The following is a 22,770-nucleotide window of genomic DNA, read 5'->3' as shown; positions in this document are numbered from 1 at the left end:
CCCGCCCGCGGCCGGGTGGTCTCATCGACGTGTGACCGAGGAGACCACCCGCGCCGCCGTCGAGGCCGTCTGGCGGCTGGAGTCGACGCGGCTGATCGCCGGGCTCGTGCGCATCGTGCGCGACGTCGGCCTGGCCGAGGACCTCGCCCAAGACGCGCTGGTCGCCGCCCTCGGCAGCTGGCCGCGGACGGGGATCCCGGACCGGCCCGCGGCCTGGCTCATGACCATCGCCAAGCGCCGCGCCGTCGACCTCTTCCGCCGCAACGAGCGGCGCGACGTCCTCTACACGTCCATCGGGCGCGACCAGGGGTCCGACGTCGTCGAGCCCGACTTCGCGGCCGCCGTCGACCACGTCGAGGACGACGTGCTGCGGCTGATGTTCGTCTGCTGCCATCCGTCGCTGACGGCGGACGCCCGGACGACGCTGACGCTGAAGCTGGTCGGCGGGCTGAGCAGCCGCGAGATCGCCCGCGCCTACCTGACGTCGGAGGCGACGATCACGCAGCGGGTCGGCCGGGCGAAGCGGACGCTCGCCGAGGCGGGCGCGGCGTTGGAGGAGCCGGTCGGCGCCGAGCGCGCGGCCCGGCTCGCGGCGGTCCTCGGCGTGGTGTACCTGCTGTTCAACGAGGGCTACTCGGCCACCGAGGGCAGCGACTGGACCCGGCCCGACCGGTGCGCCGAGGCGGTCCGGCTCGGCCGCATCCTGGTGACGCTGGTGCCGGACGAGCCCGAGGTGCACGGCCTGTCCGCACTGATGGAGCTGCAGTCGTCGCGGCTGCGGGCACGGGTCGGGCCCGACGGCGAGCCGGTGCTGCTGGCCGACCAGGACCGCGGCCGCTGGGACCACGCCCGCATTCGCCGCGGGCTGGCAGCCCTCGAGCGGGCCGGCGCCCTGACACAGAGGCCAGGCCCCTACGCGCTGCAGGCCGCCATCGCCGCCTGCCACGCCCGCGCGGCCCGGCCCGAGGACACCGACTGGGCCGCCGTCGCCGCGCTGTACGAGCGGCTCGGCCGGCTCGGCGGCACCCCCGTCACCGAGCTCAACCGGGCCGTCGCGCTGGGCATGGCCTACGGCCCCGCGACGGGGCTCGCCCTGGTCGACCAGATCGCCGCCGAGCCGGCGCTGCGCGGCTACCACCTGCTGCCCAGCGTCCGAGGCGACCTGCTGGAACGGCTCGGCCGGCACGACGAGGCGCGCACCGAGTTCCAGCGCGCGGCGGAGCTCACCCGCAACGACCGCGAGCGCCGGCTCCTGCTCGCGCGGGCCGCGCGGGCCGGCGCGCCCTGATCAGCTTCCGGCCGGGCGGGCGACGGCGTCGAGCTCGTCGCGCGTGGGCGGGTTGGCCCCGGCGCGCGAGACGGTGACGGCAGCGGCCATGGTGGCGCGGCGGACGACCCGCTCGACGACGTCGGCCGGGACCGCCCGCAGCCGCGAGCGGGCCGCACCACCGAGCAGGTCTTCGTGCCAGAGCCCGTCGAGCAGGCCCGCGGTGAAGGAGTCGCCGGCGCCGACGGTGTCGGCGACGGTGACCGGCGCGGCCGGCACGTGCACCTCTCCCCCACGGCTCACGGCGACGGCGCCCGCTCCGCCCAGCGTGACGACGACGAGCGCCGGCCCCAGCCGCAGCCAGGCGCGGGCGACGTCGAGCGGGTCGCGGCCCGGCGCCAGCCACTGGGTGTCCTGGTCGCTGGCCTTGACGACGTCGCTGCCGGCCACCAGGTGCTCGACCCGCGCGCGCAGGTCGCCGGCGGGGCCCATGAGCGCTGGCCGGATGTTGGGGTCGTAGCTGACGGTGCTGCCGGGGCGCACGGCGCGCACCAGCCGCTCGACCGACGCCGCGCCGGGCGGCACCGTCGTGGCCAGCGAGCCGGTGTGCAGCACCAGCGGGCGCTCGGCGCCCAGCGCCACCGGCCCGAGGCCCCAGGTCAGGTCGAATCGGTAGTCGGCCGACCCGTCGGACCCGAGGCTCGCCACCGCCGTCGACGTCCGCCCCGCACTCCCCTGCGTCCGCACCTCGACGCCCGCGGAGGCCAGGTGCGCCCGGATCGCGTCGCCGTCGGCGTCGGCGCCCAGCTCGGTGACCAGCGCCGTCGGCCGGCCCAGCCGCCCCAGGCCGTAGGCGACGTTGGCCGGGCTGCCGCCCGGATGCCGCGTCTCGCCACCGGAACGGTCGACGATGACGTCGGTGAGCGCCTCGCCGACGACGACGGCGGCGGCCGCGGCCCCGGCGACCCCGCTCACGGGACCGCCGGCGGGATCTCGCCGGAGCCGCGCAGCACCGTCGTCGTCGGCAGCAGGATGCGCTGGGGCCGGCCGCGGTCGCCGTCGAGCCGCTGGAACAGCAGCTCCGCGGCCACCCGGCCCATCTCGGACGGGTTCTGCGCGATGACGCTGACCCGCGGCTTCAGCAGGTCGGCCAGCGGGAAGTCGTCGAAGCCGATGAGCGCAACGGAGTCCTCGAGCCCGAGGTCCTGCAGCGCCGTGATGGCGCCGATGGTGACGAGGTTCTGGCTGGCGAAGATCGCTGTCGGGCCGTTGCCGTCGCCCAGGCCCCGCAGCAGCGCCGTCGTCGCCCGGGCGGCGTCGTCGACGGTGTGCAGGTCGTGGACGACGTGGGCGGGATCGAGCGGCAGCCCGCGCTCCAGCAGCGCCCGCTGGTAGCCGGCGAAGCGTTGCTCCGCCGTGGGGATCAGCGCGAGGTCGCCGAGGTAGGCGATGCGGCGGTGGCCGACGTCGGCGAGCCGGTGCACCGCCTGCCGGGCGCCGGACTCGTTGTCGGACAGCACGCAGTCGGCGAGCAGGCCCTGCGGCTGGCGGTCGACGAACACCAGCGGCGTGCCGGCCTCCATCTCGGCCCGCAGGTAGCCCTGGTCCTCGCCGACCGGCGCGACGATGAGGCCGTCGACCCGGCGTTCGGTGAACGCCCGGACGAGGGCGCGTTCGCGCTGCTGATCCTCGTCGACGCTGCCGGCGAGGATGAGCACCCGCTTCTCGTTGGCGACGTCCTCGACGGCGCGCAGCAGCGCGCTGGAGAACGGGTTGGCGAGGTCCTCGAGGACGGTGCCGATGGCGGCGGTGCGGCCGCTGGACCGGCGCAGCGCGCTGGCCGACAGGTTGGGGCGGTAGTCGAGCCGGCTGATCGCCTGCCGGACCGCGTCGACCTTCTGCGGCGTGACGCCGTTCTCGCCGTTGACCACCCGCGAGACGGTCTTCATGCTGACGCCCGCCATGGCGGCGACGTCGCGCAGCGTCGCCCGCGGCCGGTACGGCATGGTCGCCGGATCGGCGTGTTCGGTCATGGGCCCCTCCCTTCGACACAGTATCCGGCACGGGTGGGACGGACGGGCGAGAAGCACGCCACCGCAGAGCGGCCGCCGTTGACAACATTGTCAAGCTGCGTCCTGGGCCGGAATCATCGCCCCGAAACACCGCAGAAAGCAAGTATTGACACGCACGTCACGAACCTCCAGACTCCCCTGACAAGGTTGTCAGACGTGGCCAACGATCACTGGCAAGGGAGCTGTGACGTATGCGCAGGAGAATGCGGTCCGCTGTGGCGACGCTCGCCGCAGCCGCCGGCATCGCGGGTGTGATGGTGCAGACCGGGTCGGCCGGGACGGTGCAGGACTACCCGGAGTTCCCCTACCCCGTCACCAACTACCAGGAGGACAACCGCGGCCAGTACCACTTCAGTGCGCGCGGCGGCTGGATCAACGACGTCAACGCGCCGCTGTACTACGACGGCGAGTACCACCTGTACTACCAGCACAACCCGCACGGCCTGCAGTGGGACACCATGCACTGGGGGCACGCCACGAGCACCGACCTCGTGCACTGGAAGCAGCAGCCGATCGCGCTGGAGCCCGGCGTCCACCCGGGCGACCTGTTCTCCGGCGGCGGCGTGGTCGACACCGCGAACGTCAGCGGCCTCAAGGACGGCGACGACGACCCGATCATCGTCTACTCCGGCACCAACGGCGTGCAGGTCTTCTACTCCACCGACGGCGGGTTCACGTTCCACACCTATGACGGCGGCCGGAAGGTCGTCGTCCCGCAGGGCACCAGCCGCGACCCGAAGGTCTTCTGGGACGAGGCCGCCGAGACGTGGGGGCTGGTCGTCTGGTCCGACGCGCCGGGCGGCAACGGCGTCGACTTCTACACGTCCGACGACCTGCTGAACTGGACGCACGCCTCGCGCTACAACGCCGGCTGGCTGTTCGAGTGCCCCGACTTCGTGCCGATGCCGCTCGACGGCGACCCCGAGAACGTGAAATGGGTGCTGAGCGACGCGAGTGGCGAGTACGTCGTCGGCGCCTTCGACGGCACCACGTTCACTACCGAGCAGACCACGCCGCAACGCTTCAACCAGGGCAACAACCAGTTCGGCGGCTCCTACTACGCCGGGCTGACCTTCATGAACCTGCCCGACGACCGCATCGTCTCGATGGCCTGGCAGCCAGGCAACTCCGGCACCATCTGGACCGGCAACATCACGTTCCCCGTCGAGATGCGGCTGGAGACGGTGGACGGCGCGCCCATGGTCCTGAGCACGCCGGTCGACGAGATCGACGGCCTGCGCACCGGCACGCAGACCTGGAAGGCGCGCATGCTCGACGATGACCGCGCGGCCGCGCTGCTCGACGGCGTCGAGATGGACACCACCGAGATCGAGGCCGAGTTCGAGGTCATCGGGCGGACGGAGCCGCGGTTCGGCTTCCGCCTGGGCACCGGTGAGGACGGCTGGTACGACCACGAGGTCGTCTACGACGCCAAGACCCAGACGCTCGACGGCGTCCCGCTGCCGCTCGAGGACGGCAAGGTCGAGCTCCGGCTGCTCGTCGACCGCGGCCAGCTGGAGATCTTCGGCAACGACGGCCGGCTGTACCGCAGCTTGAACGTCAACTTCGACAGCATGCCCGGCGACGACGCCATGGAGCTGTTCGTCGACGGCAACGTCCGGCTGACCGGCATGACGGTGCACCAGCTCGGTTCCGTCTGGGGCGGCGAGTCCACCCTGGAGTCCAACGTCGGCGGCGAGTGGTACACCGACTCCGGCGTCTGGTCCGACGCCTCCGGCGGCAAGAAGGGCACCAGCGGCGGCGACGCGTTCTACCTGAACACGACCACCGGCACCGACTTCAGCTACGAGGCCGACGTGCGGCTGGACTCCGGCGTCGCCGCGGCCCTCACGTTCCGCTCCAACCGCGACGCGAGCCGGCACTACACCGCCAACGTCGACGCGCACGCCAACGTGATCAAGCTCTGGCGGCCGGGCCGCGACATCGCCACGTACCCGCTCGACGTCGAGTACGGGCGCACCTATCACCTGAAAGTGGTGGCCGAGGGCTCCCGGATCCGGGTATACCTCGACGGCGGCGCGGAGCCCGTCATCGATGCCGTGGACGACACGATCCCGAGCGGCCAGTTCGGCCTCAACGTCTACAACGGCACCGCGGTCATCCAGAACGTCCAGGTCGGGCCGGTGCCCTGACCAGTGACGCCCTCGACCCCCGACACGTGTCAGTCCACCAGCAGAAGGAACCGACCATGACGCTCCCCCACCCACGACGCCGGCTCGCCGCGACCGCGGCCCTCGCCGCCGCCACCGTCCTCACCGTCACCGCCTGCGGCTCCGACGACGACGGCGGCACCACCGCGGCGGGCGAGGGCGACGCCGTCGCCGTCACCCTCATCACCAAGGACTCCATCAACCCGTTCTTCGTCGCCATGCAGGAGGGCGCGAAGGAGGTCGCCGAGGAGGAGAACGTCGACCTCACCATCGCCGCCGGCGCCGAGGACGGCGACGAGGAGGGCCAGATCCAGGCCATCGAGAACGCCATCGCCGCCGGTGAGCAGGGCATCCTCATCGTGCCCAACGGCCCCGGCGTCAACCCGGCCATCGAGCGGGCCCGCGACGCCGGCCTGTTCGTCATCGCGCTGGACACCCCGCCCGACCCCGCCGACATCGTCGACATCACCTTCGCCACGGACAACTTCGAGGCCGGCGAGCTGATCGGCCGGTGGGCGGCGGCGCAGCTGGGCGGGCAGCCGGCCACCATCGCGCTGCTCGACCTGTTCAACGACAAGATCGTCTCGGTCGACTACAACCGCGACCAGGGGTTCCTGTCCGGCATGGGCATCGAGCTCGGCGACGACAAGCGCAACGGCGACGAGGCGCCGACCGGCAACTACTCCGGCGGCACGTACGAGATCGTCTGCAACGAGCCGACCGGCGGCGCCGAGGACGGCGGCCGCACGGCCATGGAGAACTGCCTGACCCGCAACCCCGACATCAACGTCGTCTACACGATCAACGAGCCGTCGGCCGCGGGTGCGTACGCCGCGCTCGAGGCGGCCGGCGTCGCCGGGAACGTCATCATCGTCTCCGTCGACGGCGGCTGCGACGGCGTGCAGGCGGTCAAGGACGGCCGCATCGGCGCCACGTCGCAGCAGTACCCGCTGCTCATGGCATCCGAGGGCGTCAAGGCGATCGCCGACATCGCGCGCGGGGGCGAGCCGCCGCAGCCCAGCGACGGCCTCGACTTCTTCAACACCGGCGTCGCGCTGGTGACCGACACGCCGGCCGACGGCGTGGAGAGCATCGACACGACCGAGGGCGCCGACAAGTGCTGGGGCTGACCACCGACGAACCGGGCGGTGCGGCGGCGGAGCTGGAGCGCCGCCGCCGCGCCCCCGCGCAACGCGCGCAACACCTGCTGCACTCGCACCCGGCGCTCAGCCCGGCGATCATCCTGCTGCTGACGTGCGTTGCGTTCACACTGCTCAACGACCGGTTCGCCGCGCCCGCCGCGCTGTCGCTGCTGATCCAGCAGACTGCCATCGTGGCGGCGCTGGCGATCGGGCAGACACTGATCATCCTGACCGCCGGCATCGACCTGTCCGTCGGCGCCATCGCGGTGGGCTCGTCCATGCTGGCCGCGATGCTCGCCGCCGAGCAGGGCGTGCCGGCACCGATCGCGCTGGTCATCGGCGTCGCGGCGGGCCTGGCGGCGGGCGGTCTCAACGGGCTGCTGGTCACCCGGGTCGGGCTGCCGCCGTTCATCGTCACGCTCGGCACGCTCAGCGTCTTCACCGCCGTGGTCCTCATCTACACCGGCGGGCAGAGCGTGCCCGGCGCCGACCTGCCGGACCTGCTGAGCTGGACCGGGACGACGTTCCCGATCGGCGACTTCCGGCTGACCTACGGCGTGGTCATCGTCGCCCTGATGTACGTGGTCGTCGGGTGGGCGCTGAGCCGGACCGCCTGGGGACGGCACGTGTACGCCGTCGGCGACGACTCCGACGCGGCGCGGCTGGCCGGCATCCGGGTCAACCGGGTGCTGTTCAGCGTGTACGCCGTCGCCGGCCTCATCTACGGGCTGGCCGCGTGGGTGCTGATCGGGCGGGCGGGGGCGGCCAGCCCCAACGCGATCGCCGATGCCAACCTCGAGTCGATCACGGCGGTCGTCATCGGCGGGACGAGCCTGTTCGGGGGCCGCGGCGGCATTCTCGGGACGCTGCTCGGCGCGCTCATCGTGCAGTCGTTCGCGGTCGGGCTGTCGCTGGCCGGCGTCGACGACCAGTACCGCCTGCTCGCCGTCGGCGTCCTCGTCATCGCCGCGGTGTCGGTCGACCAGTGGATCAGGAGGGTGCGGGCATGACGACGACGCGGATCCCGGTGCTCGCCGCGCGCGGGCTGGTGAAGACGTTCGGCCGGGTCGTCGGCCTCGACGGCGTCGACGTCGACGTGTACGCGGGCGAAGTGCTCGCCGTCATCGGAGACAACGGCGCCGGCAAGTCGACGCTGATCAAGTGCCTCACGGGCGCGCTGGTGCCGGACGCGGGGACCATCACCGCCGACGGCGCCGAGGTCGCCTTCCGCCGCCCGCAGGACGCGCGCGACGCCGGCATCGAGACGGTGTACCAGACGCTGGCCGTGGCACCGGCGCTGGACGTCGCCAGCAATCTCTACCTCGGCCGCGAGGAACGCCGTCCGGGCATCCTCGGCTCGGTGTTCCGCATGCTCGACACGCCGGGCATGCGGTCGCGCGCCGAGAAGGCGGTGCGCGACCTCGGCATCGACACGATCCAGAACATCACCCAGCCGGTCGAGTCGCTGTCCGGCGGGCAGCGGCAGGCGGTCGCGGTCGCCCGCGCGGCGGCGTTCGGCAGCCGCATCGTCGTGCTCGACGAGCCCACGGCCGCCCTGGGCGTGAAGGAGTCCAACCAGGTGCTCGCGCTGATCGAGCGGCTGCGCGAGAACGGTCTGGGCGTGATCCTGGTCAGCCACAACATGCCGCACGTGTGGCAGGTGGCGAACCGGATCCACATCCAGCGGCTGGGCCGGTCGGCGGGGGTCATCACGCCGTCATCGCACACCATGGCCGAGGGCGTGGCGATCATGACCGGCGCGGCCGCCGCCTGAGCGCGCGGCCCGCCGGACGAGCGGCGGGCGTCGCGCCCGGTCGGGCCCTACACTCTGGTCCCGTGATGGCGGACTCGGGGGGTCGGCTGCGGCGCCTGGCCCAGGGAACCTCGCGTCAGCACCTGACGCTGGCCGGCAGTGCGGCGGGCGCCGCGGTGCTCGCCGTGCTCGTCGCCGGCGGATTCGACCCGTCCGAGACGACGGCCGCCGAGGAGCTCGCGCCGCTGGCCGCGGGCGACACCGTCGACGTCGGCCCCTTCGTCGTCACCATCGACCGCATGCGGGTGGTCGACGAGCTGCCCGGCGTCTCCGAGGGCGACGACGAGACCCGGGTGCTGGCCGTCGTGGCGACGGTCGAGGCGACCGGCACCAAGACGCAGCACGGCTACCTGCTGAACGAGAGCCTCGCGCTGGCCGGGGTGCCGGGCGTGCCGTCGTACGAGAGCCCCGGCCGCACGCGCGACCCCGACGAGCCGGTGCCGGCCGAGGGCGCCTACGTCATGGCCGACGGCACCGTGCTCGACGCCGTCCAGCCCGGCCTCGAGTACGAGGTCGCGCTCGTGTGGGAGCAGGACGCCCGCGCCGACGTGCCGGCCGCGGCGCGGCTCGTGCTGGTCGGGCACACGCTGCGGCAGAGCTCCATCGACCACACCGACGAGTGGCTCGACCCGCTGCCCGTGGCCGCCGGCGACCTCGAGGTCACCGCGCCCGAGCCGGACGAGCCGGCGGAGTCGCCGTCCGGGGGTGGGTCCTGATGGGCGGCCGGCGCGTCTCGCGGCCCCCGGTGACGCCGTTCAGCCGGCTGTCGCGGCAGGCCGCATTCGCCGTGCTGCTGGTCGCGGCGCTGGCGACCGGCCGCGCCGTCGAAGGCCTGATGCCGGCCGAGACGGAGGCGTCCGCACCGTTCGAGCGGGCCGGCTCCCTCGGCGAGCCGGTCGAGACCCGCTGGGGCACCGTCGAGGTCACCGCGGTCCAGGGGTCCACCCGCATTGTCGACTCGCTGGGCACGGGCCGCATCAGCGCCGGCGTGTACGTCGTCGTCGACTGGACCTACACCGCGGCGGGCGAGCCGCAGATCCCGTCGTACGTGGCGATTCGCGACGGCGACGGGCGGGTGTTCCGCACCAGCTCCGAGCGCAACCCGTACGACTCCGGCGGCGAGGCGCAGCCGGGCATCCCGCGCCGGCTGGCCGTCGCGGTCGAGCTGCCGGCCGACGCCGTCGCCGGGGCGCACCTGGTCGTCGCGCTGCCGGACAACGACGAGGACCACCGGCGCGACGACATCGCCGTCGTCGACCTCGGGCTCACCCAGGACGACGCCGGCGCCTGGGCGGCCTCCGAGGAGCCGGTCGAGGTGGCCGGGCCCGCCGACGGCCCGGACGCGGAGGCGCCGTGACGAGGGCCGGCTGGTGGCGGCGCAACCGCTGGGGCCTGGTCGCGCTGCCCGTGGCGGCGGCCGCGGCACTGGCGGCGGCCTCGTACCGGGTCGAGGCGCAGTGGTGGCTGGAGAAGCCGCGCGACCTGCAGCACGCGACACAGGGTGAGTGGGTGACGTTCTCGTCGAGCCAGTACGACCGCACCGGCGACGTGCCGTTCAGCGTGCGGGTGCGCCTCGACGGCGTCCGCCCGGCCGAGGAGCTGTTCGGCCCCGTCAGCGACGACTACGAGCTCGACCCGCCCGAGGGTGTGCAGGCGATTGCCGTCGACCTCGAGCTGGCGGCGCCGCCCGACGTGCCGCTGACCAGCTGCGATCTCGTCGTCCGCGACACCGACGGCGTGGAGTACGACTATCAGATCGCGTCGCCGTCGATCGAGAACCAGGCGACGTCGCCGTGCGTGCCGCCCGACGCGCGCGGGCCGGAGCTCGACCTCATCGAGGGCCTCGATCCCGACACCGGGCCGCGGCGTCCGGACGAGTGGCGGGTCAGCCCCGTGGTGCTGCTGCCCGAGGGCGTCGAGGTGGCCGAGGTGGTGCTCAGCTGGGGCCCGCCGGACGGGCTGCTGATCACCGTATCCTGACGGTCTGCCGGTCGGTGTGGCCGCCGCGGTCGAGCACGCGGTCGATGGCGGCGCCGAGCAGGCACACCACGGCCACGGTGCCGACGACGTGCGACACCATGCCGGTGTGCGGCACGAACGCGAGGTAGGCGTCCAGGGGCATCGGCCCGAGCACCTCGCGCCACAGCAGCTCGACGGCGTACTCCAGCCGCTGGGCGACGACGAACGCGAGCGCGAACAGCAGCATCGGCGCGAGGCCGGCGACGGCGAGCCGGCGCAGCCCGCGGGCCAGCGCGCCGAAGCGGTCGCCGAGGCCGCCGGTGAGCTCGTTGCCGACCTGCCGTGCCGGGGCGTGCATACGGCGGACCAGTCCGCTCCGCGGCCGCCGGTGCGACGTGGCGCGGCGTCGCTCGGGCTCGCGCAGCTGCTGCCCGTAGACGACGGCGCCCACCGTCAGCCAGGCGACCGGGACGACCAGCAGCGCGTCGGCGTCGCTGAGCAGCTCGAACAGCCACCTGCTGCCGGCGTCGACGGCGTTGCCGACCGGCCCGAAGAACGCCAGCACCGATTGCCAGCCGTCGGCGACGGCCTGCGCGACCGAGCGCTCCTGGATCCAGGTGATGGCGGCCTGCTGGTGGACGGCGAGCATGCGGGCCAGCGTGACCAGCCACAGCACCTCGACGTAGGCCGCCGCCCACGGGATCCAGCGCATCGGCTTCTGCCGGGCGAGGACGCCCAGCCCGTACCGCAGCACGATCGCGACGGCGACGAGCGCCATGGCCAGCCAGCCGGTGGCGAGCGCCGTCCGGTCCTCGTCGAAGTCCGCCGTGCCCAGCAGCAGGTCCGGGTTGTTGAACAGCTCGTCGGTGACGGCGGTGTTCACGAACCGGAACACGTCCTCGGAGAGGTACCCGTACGAGGCGTAGATGGCGAGGAACGGCACCATGACGCTGCCGAGGACGGTGACGATGCTCGGGTGCTGCTTCGGCGCCGCGGTGTTCTCGTCGCCCGTCGCCGCCGCCTCGTCGGCCGACGCCTGCAGCGACGGCAGCGAGTGGCGCAGCGCATAGAGCGCGGCTATCAGTGCGCACACCGCGGCGAGCGGGCCCAGCACCAGCACGAGGACGCCCAGCGTGCCGCTGAACGTGCTCAGCTCGACCGCCGCCCAGAGTGCGGCGTACCGGCCGGCCTCGCCGGCGAACAGGATGGCCAGCAGCACCGGCCAGTGCCGCACGAGCAGCTTCCCCGCCCGCAGCAGCACCGCGAACACGTCGACGCCCGCCGAGCGCAGCGTCGCCATGACGCGTGAGCGGCTGGGAGTCTCGGTCACGGCCATCGCACTGAGAATAGGGCTTGGCCCCGTCAGACGGGAGTTCTCCCTGCCCTGGCGAGGCCGACTCGCTGCTCACACATCGACCGTCGCCAGGAGCGGGAGGTGGTCGGAGCCGAGCCGGTCGAGGACCGCGGCGGACACCGTCAGCGCCGGAGCGGCGACCACGTAGTCGATCGCCTCGGCGGGTGCGCTCGCCGGGTAGGAGGGCTCCGGCACCGAGGGCCGGACGACCACGGAGCCGTCGGCCGGCACCCACGACGCCGCCGGAGTGTTGAAGTCGCCGCAGATCAGCCAGGGTGCGTCGAGCCCGCGGGCGAGGTCGAGCAGGCGGCCCACCCCGGCCGCCCGGGCGGCGGCCGACCGGCGGGGCAGGTGGGCGCTGCCGGCCCAGAGCCCGTCCGGGCCGATGTCGATCTTCACCAGCACCACGGTGCGCGGCTCCGAGGACTCCGAGCCGTCGTAGAGGCCGAGCGGCCAGCGCAGCTGCCACTGGTGCACGGCCAGGATCGGGGCCTTGACCAGCAGCGCGTTGCCGTACCCGCCGCGCGGGCCGTCGTCGTCGCCGTAGTGGACGGTGGGCGGGAAGACCCACGCGAACCCCAGCCGCCCCGCCACCGAGGCGAGCGTCGACGGGCCGCCCCAGGGCTCGTCGACCTCGGTGAGCGAGACGATCCGCGGGTCGGTCTCGGCGATGACGGCGGCGACGGCGTCGGCGTTCGGTCCGCCGGGCCGATCGCCGTCCTCGTCGCGCCAGGAGTGGATGTTCCAGTGCAGGACCCGGGTCGCCGGCATGGCCCGTCACGCTAGCCGACCCGCCGTAGATTGGCGGCGTGACGCACGACGGGCGGGTGATCGAGCCGGGTTCGCTCCGGCAGTGGTCCGGCGGCGGGTCCGGCGGCGGGTCCGGCGGCGGGTCCGGCGGCGGGTCCGGCGGCGGGTCCGGCGGACGGCGGCTGGTCGCGTTCGTCGGCGTCGACACCGGCGGGTCGCGCATCCACCGGGAGTTCCCGGCGTGGGCCGTCCGCCTCGGCCGGCCGGAGTGGATGGTGCGCGGCGTCGACCTCCCGCCGTCGGCGCCGCCCGAGGCCTACCGCGACCTCGTCGACGCCGTCGCCGCGAACCCGGACGTCGCGGGCGCCGTCGTCACCGGTCACAAGCTGCGGCTGTACCGGGCGGCGGCCGGCCGGTTGCGGCGCACCGACGCCCTCGTGGACCGCACGCTCGAGGTCAACGCGCTCGCCCGGACCTCTGGCGGCGGGGTCGACGGGTTCGCGCGCGACCCGCTCGCGCTGGCCGCCGTCCTGCCCGGGTTCGACGTCGCCGGGCGGGACGTCGTCGTCTACGGCGCGGGCGGGGCGGGGACGGCGCTCCTGCTCGCCCTGACGCTGGACGTCGGGGCCGGCCCGCCGCGTCGGCCGGGCTCGATCATCGTCGTCGACACCGACGAGGCCGCCCTGGCCGCGCTGCGGGCGACGGCGGACCGGTGCGGCCTCGCGGACCAGGTCGACCTGCGCTCCCCCGCGACGGCACCCGCTCGCGTCCCCGACGGCGCGCTCGTCGTCAACGCCACGGGGCTGGGCAAGGACCGGCCCGGCTCGCCGCTGCCGCCCGGCACCGTCCTCCCGCCCACCGCGACGGCGTGGGACTTCAACTACCGCGGCGATCTCGCGTTCCTCGCCGACGCCCGCGCGCAGGGCGCCACCGCCGTCGACGGCTGGGACTACTTCGTCGCGGGGTGGGGTGCGGCGCTCACGGCGATCGCCGGCGTCCCGTTCACCGACGCCGTGGTCGCCGACCTCACCCGCCTGAGCGGCACTCCACGCGCCTGAGGGCCGGATGACGAGCGGTGGCCGCCGCCATGCGGTCCCGCGGCGGGTGAGACGCTCCCTGGCACAAGTGACGTCGCGGCCGGTCAGCCCCGCGAGAGCTCTGCCGTCGGAACCGACCGCACACCGCCAACGCGCGCGCGAGAGCTCTGCGGTCGGAACCGACCGCACACCGCCAACGCGCGCGCGAGACCTCTGCGGTCGGAACCGACCGCACACCGCCAACGCGCGCGCGAGACCTCTGCGGTCGGAACCGACCGCACACCGCCAACGCGCGCGCGAGACCTCTGCGGTCGGAACCGACCGCACACCTCTAGCGGCACGCACAGGCATCTGGCCGGCGAACCCGGCCACCATGGGCGGGGACCGCAACCGCTCAAGGCAGGAAGGCGAGCAGCCCGAGCGGCGGCGAGCACGCGCGGCGCGTACCGAGCGGGCGGGGCGCCGGACAGCGGCGCCCGGCGGAAGGCGCCGATGACGAGGTCGACGCCTGCCTCCGTACGGTCACGCCCGCGGCGGCGTGCTGAGCGTCCGGGGGCCGGCCCCGGCTCTGACGTGGGGCATGGGGTGGAGGTATCCGGGAACTGCGACATCCCATCCCCGAGGTGCCAGCCACGCCGGCTCGATCATCTCGACGAAGGACTGTCATGTCCGTGTTCCGCCGCAACGGCAACGGCCCGGAGCCGTCGGTCGACTTCGAGGTTGCAGACCCGGCGCCCCCGCCGCCGGCCGCACCCGCTCGCGTCAGTGCCGCCTGGGCGGGCAGCTGCGTCGCCGCCCTCATCCTCGTGATCCTGATCGCGTTCATGCTGCAGAACACGAGCCGGGTCGACGTCGCCTTCCTCTGGCTCGAGGGCAGCGTTCCCCTGGCACTGGCGCTGCTCATCGCCGGAGTCGGCGCGGGCCTCGTGGTCGCGGTCGTCGGCGCCGCCCGGATCACGCAGCTGCGGCGGCGCCCGTCGAGCGGCCCCGGCTGACCGGGCCGGCCCTCAGACCCGGAACTGCGTGGTCAGCGGGCACCGGTACGGATCGCGGCCGCGCAACCCCACCTGGTTGAGGTAGCGGACGATCACGCGGTAGGCGCCGAAGAGGCTGGTCTCGGTGTAGCCGACCAGGTGCCGGGCGCAGTACTCCCGCACGATGGGCTGCGCCCGTCGAAGGCTCGGCCGCGGCATGCTCGGGAACAGGTGGTGCTCGACCTGGTAGTTCAGCCCGCCCATGGCGAAGTCGGTCAGGATGCCACCGCGGATGTTGCGCGACATCAGCACCTGACGCCGTAGGAAGTCGACCTTCTCGTCGGGCGCGACGATGGGCATGCCGATGTGGTTCGGAGCGAAGGACGCGCCGAGAAGCAGGCCGAACAGCGCCATCTGCACGCCGAAGAACGCCGCGGCCTTCCCCGGCGGCAGGACCAGCAGCAGCACGGTGATGTACCCGCCGAGCCGAACGGCGACGAACGCCGCCTCCCACCAGCGGTGCTTCAGCGGCTGCCGCCGCATGATCGTCTGGATGCTCGCGACGTGCAGCGAGAGCCCTTCCAGCAGCAGCAGCGGGAAGAAGAAGTAGCCCTGACGGGGCGTCAGGCGGGCGGCCAGGCCGTGCCGGGCCTGCGCGACCGCGGGGGTGAACGCCAGGACGCCTGGCCCCACGTCGGGGTCGGCGCCCTCCTTGTTCGGGTTGGCGTGGTGGCGGCTGTGCTTGGACTGCCACCAGCCATAGCTGAGTCCCGTGAACAGCCCGGAGAAGACCCGCGAGGTCCAGTCGTTCCACCGGTGCGAGGCGAAGATCTGCCGGTGGGCGCTGTCGTGCCCGAGGAAGCCGAACTGGACCAGCACGACGGCGAGCGCGGCGGCGAGGAACAGCTGGAACCAGGAGTCGCCGAGGAACGCGAACCCCACCCAGATCCCCGCGAACGCCGTGAGGGCCGCGATGATCCTGGACCAGTAGTAGGCGTAGCGACGTCGCAGCAGCCCGGCCTCACGGACCTGCCGGGCCAGTTCGGTGTACGCGCTGACGTGCCGGACGCGTACGGGGGCGCTTGCCTCTGCCGTGCCGGAGAGTCGTTCAGTGGTCATGTCGGCTCCCGGAGCCTCGAGTCGTCCGCCGCGGCGGCCAGGGTCGCGCTGGCGCCGTCGCGATCGTGGCCGTCGAGCACGAGCGCGAACGCGCGGCCGGCGAGTGCCTTGTCGTCGTCGGGCGGCACGACCAGCAGGTCGAGCCGGTCGCGGCCGTCCAGGCTCGTGACGCTCACCGAGTGCGGATCGATGGTCCGGAACCAGCCCAGGGCGATGACCCGCCCGGCGACCCGGGTCTTCCGGCCGGCGGGCTCCCAGGAGTCCGGGCCGTAGGCGACCCGCGCCACGACGACGTCTCGCTCCTGCAACGCCGTCAGCAGGGCGGGCAGTTCGGCGGCGAGCTCACGCGACCGTGGCCACCAGGCACCGTCGAGGACGCTGTCGCGGTCGACCGGCAAGGGCTTGAATGCGGTACGCGCAGTCTGCGGCGTGGATGTCTGAGATGATGCGGGCGATGCCATGATCGCGGCCCGTCTTCGGCCTTTGCGACCGAGATCTGTCGTGCCGGCGCCGCCGGAGCCTCGACTGAGCTCCGTACCGTGCGCCGATGGGTCCATTCTACCCGGTCCGCACCGGGCGACACGTCTCTCAGCCGCGGCCGGCGGAGAACCAGCCGGCGAGGAGCTCGGCCAGTGCGGCGTCGTCCACACCGTGCCAGTCGCCGGGGAGTTCGCGGTGCTCCCCCGCCGGGATCCGCGCGGCGACGTCGCGGGCGGCGCCGCGCAGGTAGTCGTCACTGCCGTCGCTGTTCAGCACGAGCGCGGGCTGCCGCACCGCCGCGAGCAGGTCCGATGTCATCGACGCCGTCACCGCGACGTCGTAGAGGAACGTGTGTGCCATGGCCTCGAGGCCGGGCCAGGCCGGGTGCTCGCGCAACTGGGCGACGAACTCGTCGGGGACGCCGATGCCGCGGTTGAAGAACTCGACGGCGGCGCCCCGCTCGCCGCGCTCGATCAGGCCGCGCAGCTCGTCGACGAAGGCGGTGTCGGCGGGCTCGTCCACGACGAACGGCGGCTCGAGCAGTGCGAGCCGCGGGATCGGCAGCCCCGCCGCCGCCGCGCGCAGCGCCACCGCACAGCCGGAGCTGAACCCGTAGACGTACGCCTCGCCCCCGGCCAGCTCGACGACCGCCGCCAAATCCTCGACCTCGCGCTCCGGCGCGTCGCCCGGCGCGGGGTCCGGCGCGTCGCCGCTGTCGCCGCGGCCGCGCCGGTCGTAGGTGTGGACGGTGAACCGCTGCGCCAGCGCCGACACCGCGCCGGCCATGGGCCGCAGCCCGTGGAACGCGCCCGCGGGGTCGACCATGACCAGGGCCGGGCCGTCGCCGGTGCGGCTGACGGCGATCGGCGTGCCGTCGGCGGATCGTGCCTGCATGTCGACCACTCCTCTGGATACTGAACTGTTCAGTACACTGTTGAAGTACTGTACAGTTCAGTTCATGGAACCGACAAGGGGTCGCGGGGCACCGAAGGAGCCACTCATCCTCGACGCCGCCCGCGACGTGTTCCTGCGCCGCGGATTCGGCCCGGCGGCCGTCGACGAGATCGCCGCCATCGCCGCCATCTCGAAGGTCACGCTCTACAAGTACTTCCCCAGCAAGGAGCTGCTGTTCGCCGCCGTCATCCGGCGCGACATCGAAGCGGCCGAGCGTCGCTCCGACGACCACCTCGACGCGCTCGCGGCGACGACGGACCTGCCCGGCGACCTGCGGGCGTTCGCGCGTGAGTTCGTCACCACGGTCACCGGCCCCGACCTGCTGCGGATGCGCCGGCTGGTCGCCAGCGAGGCGGAGCGCTTCCCCGACCTCGCCCGCACCTGGGACGAGCACGGCCGCCTGCGCGGGCTGCGGACGTTGCGGCGGCTCTTCGGCGCGCTGGCCGAGCGCGGCCTGCTGGCCGGCGACATGGACGTCGCGGCCGAGCAGTTCCTCTGGCTGCTGCTCGGCGCGCCGTTCAACGAGTCCCTCTTCACGCCCGCGGCGGAGCCGGCCGCACGAGACCTGGCGGCACACGCCGACGCCGCCGTCGCGACCTTCCTGGCGGCGTTCGGCGCCGACGGCGTTCGCCCGGTGTGAGCGCTTTCCGCCAATGTGCCGGAATCGGTGGCGTGGGGACGAACCCGTCACATACGGTCGAATCGACGCACTCCGTTTGACGATGGGACGACGATGTCCGACCGCCACGCGCTGGCGCCGTTGCGCCGCTGGCTCCTCCAGTCCGGCACCCCGGCCAAGCTCGCCGTCCTGCTGGTCGCGGCCGTCCTCATGATCGCCACCTCGGTCATGCTGCTCAGCAACGCCGGCGACGGCAGCCGTTCGGACCTCATCGAGATCGACGGCCCGGCCGCCACCACCCGCTGAGCCGATTGCCGCGCCTCCTCCTGGGTACTCGGTGGAGGACGACGACGTGCGTCGGGTAGGAGGCACCACCATGACCGGGCGAAGCGACCACCAGGGCGGCGGCTACGAGGATCCCGCCCAGCGGCCCCGCGACCAGGCGCCCGACGACCGGCCCAGCGCCTTCGACCAGACCGAGGGCCGTCAGGGCCGCTGGCCGGGCAGCACCGTGCTCCTCGCGGTCATCGTGGTGCTGTTCGCCGGGCTGATCGTGCTGGGCCTCATCGGCTGGCTGGCGTCGTAGGAGCGAATCGGCCGCCGTCACGCTCCGCCGGGCGCCGCTGATGAGGATCGATGCTCGTGCCGGCCGGCGACGAGCTCCACGCCGACACCGCCGGGCAGCTCCAGGACGCCGGTGGTGCCGAGCGGCAGCTCCGTCTCGACGACCACCTCGTTCCCCGAGCGCCGCCACTCGATCGAGACCTCGCCGTACGGCGAGCGGTGCCGGGCCCGGGCCCACGTCAGCCCGCCGCCCGGCCGCGGCCGGAACCGCACCCGCCGGTATCCGGGCGCGGCCGGCGCCAGCCCGGCCACCACCCGGTGGAGCCAGTCGGCCACGGCGCCGAGCGCGTAGTGGTTGAACGACGTCATCGTGCCCGGGTTCACCGAGCCGTCGGGCAGCAGGCTGTCCCAGCGCTCCCAGACCGTCGTCGCGCCCTGCGTCACCGGGTACAGCCACGACGGGCACTCGCGCTCGAGCAGCAGGTCGTAGGCGGTGTCCAGCTCGCCGGCGTCCGTCAGCGCGTCGCTGACCAGCGGCGTCCCGACGAACCCGGTGGCGATGCGGTTGCCGTCGGCGCGGACCAGCTCGCCGAGGCGCCGCCCGGCCGCCGCGCGCAGCTCTGACGGGATCAGGTCGAACCGCAGCCCCAGCGCATACGCCGTCTGCGCATCGCTGGTCATCCGGCCGTCCGGCAGCACGTACGCCGCGGCGAACGCGGACCGGACGGCGTCGGCCAGGGCGGCGTAGTGCGCGCGCTCATCCTCGCGGCCGAGCACCTCCGCGAGCCGGGCCACCCGGCGGGCCGACGCCGCGAAGTACGCCGTCGCGACCAGGTAGCGGTCGGTGCGCGCATCGGCCGGGTCCTGCGGCGGCGCGGCCGGGTCGAGCCAGTCGCCGAGCTGGAACCCGTCGTCCCACAGGTGATCGGGACCGGCCAGCCGCTCGATCAGGTCGACCCAGCGGCGGGCGCTCTCGAACTGGTCGGCGACGACGCCGGCGTCGCCGTAGCGCTCGTACAGCGTCCACGGCAGGAACGTGGCGACGTCGCCCCACGCCGCACCCGGCCGGATCGGCGTCCACCGATGTGTGGCCGGAATGACCGGCACGTACCACGGCACCGTCCCGTCGGGCAGCTGCTCGCGCTCGACGTCGCGGAGCCAGCCGGCCAGCATGCCGGACACGTCGTAGAGGAAGCTCGCCGTCGGCCCGAAGACCTGGATGTCGCCGGTCCAGCCGACCCGCTCGTCGCGCTGCGGGCAGTCGGTCGGGATGTCGACGACGTTGCCGCGCATGCTCCACACGATGTTCTCGTGCAGCCGGTTCACCAGCGGGTCGGAGCACTCGAACCAGCCGGTCCGCTCGAGGTCGGTGTGGTAGACGCGGGCCACGACGTCACCGGCGGCGACCGCGGCGTCGAGGTCGCCGGGCCAGCCGGTGACCTCGGCGTACCGGAAGCCGTGGAACGTGAACCGCGGCTCCCACTCCTCACCGCCGGGGCGGCCGGCCAGCGTGTACCCGTCCGTGGACCGCGCGTCGCGGAGCGGGCGGGTGTACAGCTCGCCGTCCTGCAGGACCTCGGCGGTGCGCAGCGTGACGGTGCTGCCGGCGGGGCCGGTGACCCGGACGCGGACGCGGCCGACGAGGTTCTGCCCGAAGTCGAGGACCCGTTTCCCGCTGGGCGTCGTCGGGACCGCGGCCGGGCGGAGCTCCTGGGTGCAGCGCACCGGCGGGCCGGTGGGCGCGCGCAGCGTCGCGGGGTCCCGCACCCCGACGGTGACCGGGGTCCAGGCGCCGTCGTCGAATCCCGGCGACGACCAGCCCGGCTGTTCCGCTCGGGCGTCGTAGTCCTCGCCGTCGTAGTTGCCGGTGCGGATGATCGGGCTGGGCGCCGCCCGCCACGCTTCGTCGGTCGCGACCGTCTCGACCCGGCCGTCGGCGAAGGTCAGCTCCAACTGCGCGAGGAAGGACAGGTCGCTGCCGTAGAGGTTGCGGAAGCCGCCGTTCCAGCCGAGCCGGCCACGGTACCAGCCGTCGCCGAGCCAGGCGCCGACGGTGTTCGCACCCGGCCGCACCAGGTCGGTGACGTCGTAGGTGTAGTAGCGCAGGTGCTGCGGGTACACCGTCCAGCCGGGCGACAGGGTGTCGTCGCCGACCCGGCGCCCGTTCAGCTCCGCCTCGTACAGCCCGTGCGCGGTCGCGTACAGCCGCGCCGCGACGACGGTGCCGTCGACGGTGAACTCGCGCCGCACCAGCGACGGCCGCCGGTCGTCGGACTCCGGGTCCTCGTCCCACGCGCCGCCCACCGGGACCGCCGACCAGTCGCCGGGCTCCAGCAGCCCGGCCTCCAGCCGGGTCGGCGCGCTCCACGCCGTCGTCGTGCCGTCGTCACCGTGCAGCCGGACCCGGACGCCCAGCCGCTCCCGGGACGTCAGCGGTTCGCCCGGCCACGGCACCAGCACCTGCTCCACCGACGCGACGGTGTGCACCTGCGGCGCGGAGCCGGGCCGGGTCAGCTCGACGTCGTAGCCGGTCTGGCGCCACGGCCCGTCGCCGGCCACTGTCCACGACAGCCGTGGCCTGGACTCGCCGATGCCCAGCGGATGGCGATGATGTTCCACCTGCGGAGCGGACGGCGTGACGGTCATCGGCACTCCCGGTTCCGGACGAGGGATGAGACGGTTCAGGACGCCCGGGCACCGACGATAGCCATGTCATTGACACGATTCAATGGTCCGGCCACGATGAGGCGATGCGCATCGCGGTCACCGGCAGCTCGGGCACCCTCGGGACGGCCACCGTCGCCCGGCTGCGGGACGGCGGACACGACGTCGTGGGGTTCGACCTCGCCGGGCCGGCCGGGCCGGGGTTCACCCGGGTCGACCTCGCCGACTACGGGCAGACGCTCGACGCCCTGCTCGGCGTGACGGCGCGGCACGACGGCGTGGACGCGCTGGTGCACCTGGCGGCGATCCCGGTCAACGGCCTGGTCCCCGACGTCACCACGTTCCACGCCAACCTGACCGCGTCGTTCAACACGCTCTTCGCCGCGCTGCGGGCCGGAGTGCGCACCGTCGTCCACGCGTCGAGCATCACCGCGATGGGCTTCCCGTTCGCCCAGCCGCCGCCGTACCTGCCGCTCGACGAGGACGTCACCGCGGCGAGCAACACCTACGGCCTGGTCAAGGTCCTGGAGGAGACGATGGCCGGCCAGTTCGCCCGCTGGGACGACGCGCTGTCGATCACCGCGCTGCGCTTCACCAACCTCGTCGCGCCCGGCGGCTACGACACGTTCGCCCGGGCCGGCGATCCGGCCTACCGGCGCGACCTGCTCGGCTCGTACGTCGACGTGCGCGACGCGGCCATGGCGGTCGCGTTGGCACTCGACGCGGCCCGGCCCGGCGCCGCCGTCTACAACGTGGCTGCGGCCGACACCGGCCTGAGCATCCCGTCGGCCGAGCTGGCCCGCCGCTGGTTCCCCGGCGTCACGGTCCGGAAGCCACTGGCCGGGTTCGAGTCGCTGGTCGCGATCGACCGCGCCCGCGAGCACCTCGGCTACGCGCCGGCGCACGACTGGCGCACGGAGTACGCCGCCGCTCAGGCGGTGCGCTGATGCGTCGCCGACCGGGTCGTGGTGCGAATCCGGTACAGGCTGGTGCTCGCGGTGACGAACAGGTCCGTGCCGTCGGCGCCGCCGAAGCAGACGTTCGAGACCAACTCCTGCACCGGCACGCGGGCGACCCGGACGCCGTCGGGCGTGAAGACCTGCACGGAGTCGCCGCTCGAGGACCACACCCGGCCCTCCTCGTCGACCCGGAGCCCGTCGGAGGCGCCCGGTCGCACCGTCGCGAACACCCGCCCGTTCTCGCACCGGCCGCCGACGACGTCGTAGGCACGGATCGAGCGATCCCCGGGGTCGCCCGGTCGCGCGCCGGTGTCGGCGACGTACAGCACCGACTCGTCCGGCGAGAAGGCCAGGCCGTTGGGGTGCACCATGTCGGTGACGACGGCGGTCAGCTCGCCGGTGGACTCGTCGTAGCGGAAGACGTAGCAGCCGCCGTACTCCTGCTCCCCCGGGTGACCCTCGCGGCCGCTCTCGTGGATGCCGTACGGCGGGTCGGTGAACCAGATCGAGCCGTCGGCGGCCACCACGACGTCGTTGGGCGAGTTGAACCGCCGCCCCTCGAAGGAGTCGACGATCGGGGTGACGACGCCGTCCACGTCGCGCTCGACCCGGCGCCGCCCGTGCGAGCACTGGACGACGTGGCCGTCGAGGTCGAGGGTTCGGCCGTTGGTGTATTCGACGGCGGTGCCGTAGACGGTGGTCTCGCCGGTGTCGGCGGACCACTCGAGGATGCGGTCGTTCGGGATGTCGCTCCAGCGCACCCGGCCCGTGCGGGGCAGCCAGACGGGGCCCTCGGCCCACACGGCTCCGGTGTACAGCTGCTCCAGGGCGGCGCCATCGGCGAGAGGGCTGGTCACGCGTACAGAATGCCA

The 22,770-nt window shown here is 73.7% G+C and carries 23 protein-coding genes; 14 read left to right on the top strand and 9 right to left on the bottom strand.

Features of this window, described 5'->3' with window-relative positions; translation table 11 throughout:
* Positions 1 to 31: 31 nt before the first annotated feature.
* Positions 32 to 1,288, top strand: coding sequence for an RNA polymerase sigma factor (locus E1212_RS13465; RefSeq protein ID WP_131983232.1), 1,257 nt, complete (start codon positions 32 to 34; stop codon positions 1,286 to 1,288).
* On the opposite strand, the gene E1212_RS13460 is transcribed toward E1212_RS13465, so the two are convergent.
* On the bottom strand, positions 1,289 to 2,242 hold the full coding sequence (locus E1212_RS13460) for a carbohydrate kinase family protein (protein WP_131983230.1): 954 nt from the start codon (positions 2,240 to 2,242) through the stop codon (positions 1,289 to 1,291).
* Complete coding sequence (locus E1212_RS13455) at positions 2,239 to 3,300, bottom strand: LacI family DNA-binding transcriptional regulator (protein WP_131983228.1); 1,062 nt, start codon at positions 3,298 to 3,300, stop codon at positions 2,239 to 2,241. Before E1212_RS13455 ends, E1212_RS13460 begins: the two co-directional genes overlap by 4 nt.
* 254 nt (positions 3,301 to 3,554) lie before the next feature.
* Here E1212_RS13455 and E1212_RS13450 point away from each other — a divergent pair, with 254 nt between their 5' ends.
* The 7 genes from E1212_RS13450 (at position 3,555) to E1212_RS13420 (ending at position 10,445) form a co-directional block, all read left to right on the top strand.
* On the top strand, positions 3,555 to 5,492 hold the full coding sequence (locus E1212_RS13450) for a glycoside hydrolase family 32 protein (RefSeq protein WP_162605457.1): 1,938 nt from the start codon (positions 3,555 to 3,557) through the stop codon (positions 5,490 to 5,492).
* A 56-nt stretch (positions 5,493 to 5,548) separates the two neighbouring features.
* Positions 5,549 to 6,640: a substrate-binding domain-containing protein gene (locus tag E1212_RS13445; protein ID WP_131983224.1), complete on the top strand. Its 1,092-nt coding sequence runs from the start codon at positions 5,549 to 5,551 to the stop codon at positions 6,638 to 6,640.
* On the top strand, positions 6,628 to 7,662 hold the full coding sequence (locus E1212_RS13440; RefSeq protein ID WP_131983222.1) for an ABC transporter permease: 1,035 nt from the start codon (positions 6,628 to 6,630) through the stop codon (positions 7,660 to 7,662). Before E1212_RS13445 ends, E1212_RS13440 begins: the two co-directional genes overlap by 13 nt.
* Entirely contained in the window at positions 7,659 to 8,426 is a 768-nt protein-coding gene (locus E1212_RS13435; RefSeq protein ID WP_131983221.1) for an ATP-binding cassette domain-containing protein, read from the top strand. The genes E1212_RS13440 and E1212_RS13435 overlap by 4 nt, the downstream gene beginning before the upstream one ends.
* A gap of 62 nt (positions 8,427 to 8,488) precedes the next feature.
* A complete protein-coding gene (locus E1212_RS13430; RefSeq protein WP_131983220.1) occupies positions 8,489 to 9,181 on the top strand; it encodes a hypothetical protein in 693 nt (230 codons plus the stop codon).
* Positions 9,181 to 9,822, top strand: a complete 642-nt coding sequence (locus E1212_RS13425; RefSeq protein WP_131983218.1) for a hypothetical protein — start codon at positions 9,181 to 9,183, stop codon at positions 9,820 to 9,822. Before E1212_RS13430 ends, E1212_RS13425 begins: the two co-directional genes overlap by 1 nt.
* The gene (locus tag E1212_RS13420; RefSeq protein WP_131983216.1) at positions 9,819 to 10,445 is read left to right on the top strand and encodes a hypothetical protein; all 627 of its coding nucleotides are present in this window, start codon (positions 9,819 to 9,821) and stop codon (positions 10,443 to 10,445) included. The genes E1212_RS13425 and E1212_RS13420 overlap by 4 nt, the downstream gene beginning before the upstream one ends.
* Here the strand turns inward: E1212_RS13420 and E1212_RS13415 are convergent.
* Both E1212_RS13415 and E1212_RS13410 read right to left on the bottom strand, forming a co-directional pair.
* Positions 10,432 to 11,760 (bottom strand): hypothetical protein, encoded by a 1,329-nt coding sequence (locus tag E1212_RS13415; RefSeq protein ID WP_131983214.1) that lies wholly within the window; start codon positions 11,758 to 11,760, stop codon positions 10,432 to 10,434. The two genes, E1212_RS13420 and E1212_RS13415, sit on opposite strands and share 14 nt — an antisense overlap.
* A 69-nt stretch (positions 11,761 to 11,829) precedes the next feature.
* The gene (locus E1212_RS13410) at positions 11,830 to 12,549 is read right to left on the bottom strand and encodes an endonuclease/exonuclease/phosphatase family protein (RefSeq protein ID WP_131983212.1); all 720 of its coding nucleotides are present in this window, start codon (positions 12,547 to 12,549) and stop codon (positions 11,830 to 11,832) included.
* 38 nt (positions 12,550 to 12,587) lie between these two features.
* On the opposite strand from E1212_RS13410, the gene E1212_RS29445 reads away from it, so the two are divergent.
* Both E1212_RS29445 and E1212_RS13400 read left to right on the top strand, forming a co-directional pair.
* A complete protein-coding gene (locus E1212_RS29445; RefSeq protein ID WP_162605456.1) occupies positions 12,588 to 13,586 on the top strand; it encodes a hypothetical protein in 999 nt (332 codons plus the stop codon).
* 644 nt (positions 13,587 to 14,230) lie between these two features.
* Positions 14,231 to 14,560: a LapA family protein gene (locus E1212_RS13400; RefSeq protein ID WP_131983210.1), complete on the top strand. Its 330-nt coding sequence runs from the start codon at positions 14,231 to 14,233 to the stop codon at positions 14,558 to 14,560.
* Between the two features lie 12 nt (positions 14,561 to 14,572).
* Here E1212_RS13400 and E1212_RS13395 read toward each other — a convergent pair whose 3' ends face one another.
* From E1212_RS13395 to E1212_RS13385, 3 genes are all read right to left on the bottom strand, one after another.
* Positions 14,573 to 15,658, bottom strand: a complete 1,086-nt coding sequence (locus E1212_RS13395; protein ID WP_131983208.1) for a fatty acid desaturase family protein — start codon at positions 15,656 to 15,658, stop codon at positions 14,573 to 14,575.
* A complete protein-coding gene (locus E1212_RS13390) occupies positions 15,655 to 16,056 on the bottom strand; it encodes a DUF5994 family protein (protein ID WP_131983206.1) in 402 nt (133 codons plus the stop codon). Before E1212_RS13390 ends, E1212_RS13395 begins: the two co-directional genes overlap by 4 nt.
* 190 nt (positions 16,057 to 16,246) lie before the next feature.
* Positions 16,247 to 17,032, bottom strand: a complete 786-nt coding sequence (locus E1212_RS13385; RefSeq protein WP_131983204.1) for an alpha/beta fold hydrolase — start codon at positions 17,030 to 17,032, stop codon at positions 16,247 to 16,249.
* 64 nt (positions 17,033 to 17,096) lie between these two features.
* Between E1212_RS13385 and E1212_RS13380 the strand changes: the two genes are divergently transcribed.
* The 3 genes from E1212_RS13380 to E1212_RS13370 all read left to right on the top strand — a co-directional run bounded on the left by E1212_RS13380 (position 17,097) and on the right by E1212_RS13370 (position 18,297).
* Positions 17,097 to 17,732: a TetR/AcrR family transcriptional regulator gene (locus E1212_RS13380; RefSeq protein ID WP_162605455.1), complete on the top strand. Its 636-nt coding sequence runs from the start codon at positions 17,097 to 17,099 to the stop codon at positions 17,730 to 17,732.
* Between the two features lie 93 nt (positions 17,733 to 17,825).
* Positions 17,826 to 18,017 carry a hypothetical protein gene (locus E1212_RS13375; protein WP_131983200.1) on the top strand — a complete coding sequence of 64 codons (192 nt, stop codon included), beginning with the start codon at positions 17,826 to 17,828 and terminating at the stop codon, positions 18,015 to 18,017.
* A 70-nt stretch (positions 18,018 to 18,087) separates the two neighbouring features.
* Positions 18,088 to 18,297, top strand: a complete 210-nt coding sequence (locus E1212_RS13370) for a hypothetical protein (protein WP_131983198.1) — start codon at positions 18,088 to 18,090, stop codon at positions 18,295 to 18,297.
* Between the two features lie 17 nt (positions 18,298 to 18,314).
* Here the strand turns inward: E1212_RS13370 and E1212_RS13365 are convergent, their stop codons facing one another.
* On the bottom strand, positions 18,315 to 20,921 hold the full coding sequence (locus E1212_RS13365; RefSeq protein WP_131983196.1) for a glycoside hydrolase family 78 protein: 2,607 nt from the start codon (positions 20,919 to 20,921) through the stop codon (positions 18,315 to 18,317).
* A 104-nt stretch (positions 20,922 to 21,025) separates the two neighbouring features.
* Between E1212_RS13365 and E1212_RS13360 the strand changes: the two genes are divergently transcribed.
* On the top strand, positions 21,026 to 21,886 hold the full coding sequence (locus E1212_RS13360; protein ID WP_131983194.1) for an NAD-dependent epimerase/dehydratase family protein: 861 nt from the start codon (positions 21,026 to 21,028) through the stop codon (positions 21,884 to 21,886).
* Here the strand turns inward: E1212_RS13360 and E1212_RS13355 are convergent.
* Positions 21,871 to 22,755: an SMP-30/gluconolactonase/LRE family protein gene (locus tag E1212_RS13355; RefSeq protein ID WP_203416824.1), complete on the bottom strand. Its 885-nt coding sequence runs from the start codon at positions 22,753 to 22,755 to the stop codon at positions 21,871 to 21,873. The genes E1212_RS13360 and E1212_RS13355 overlap by 16 nt on opposite strands.
* Positions 22,756 to 22,770: the final 15 nt, after the last annotated feature.

It is taken from the genome of Jiangella ureilytica, assembly GCF_004348545.1.
Classification (GTDB): Bacteria; Actinomycetota; Actinomycetes; order Jiangellales; family Jiangellaceae; genus Jiangella; species Jiangella ureilytica.
Note: the sequence above shows the minus strand (reverse complement) of the source record. Positions and strands in the feature narration are given on the sequence as shown.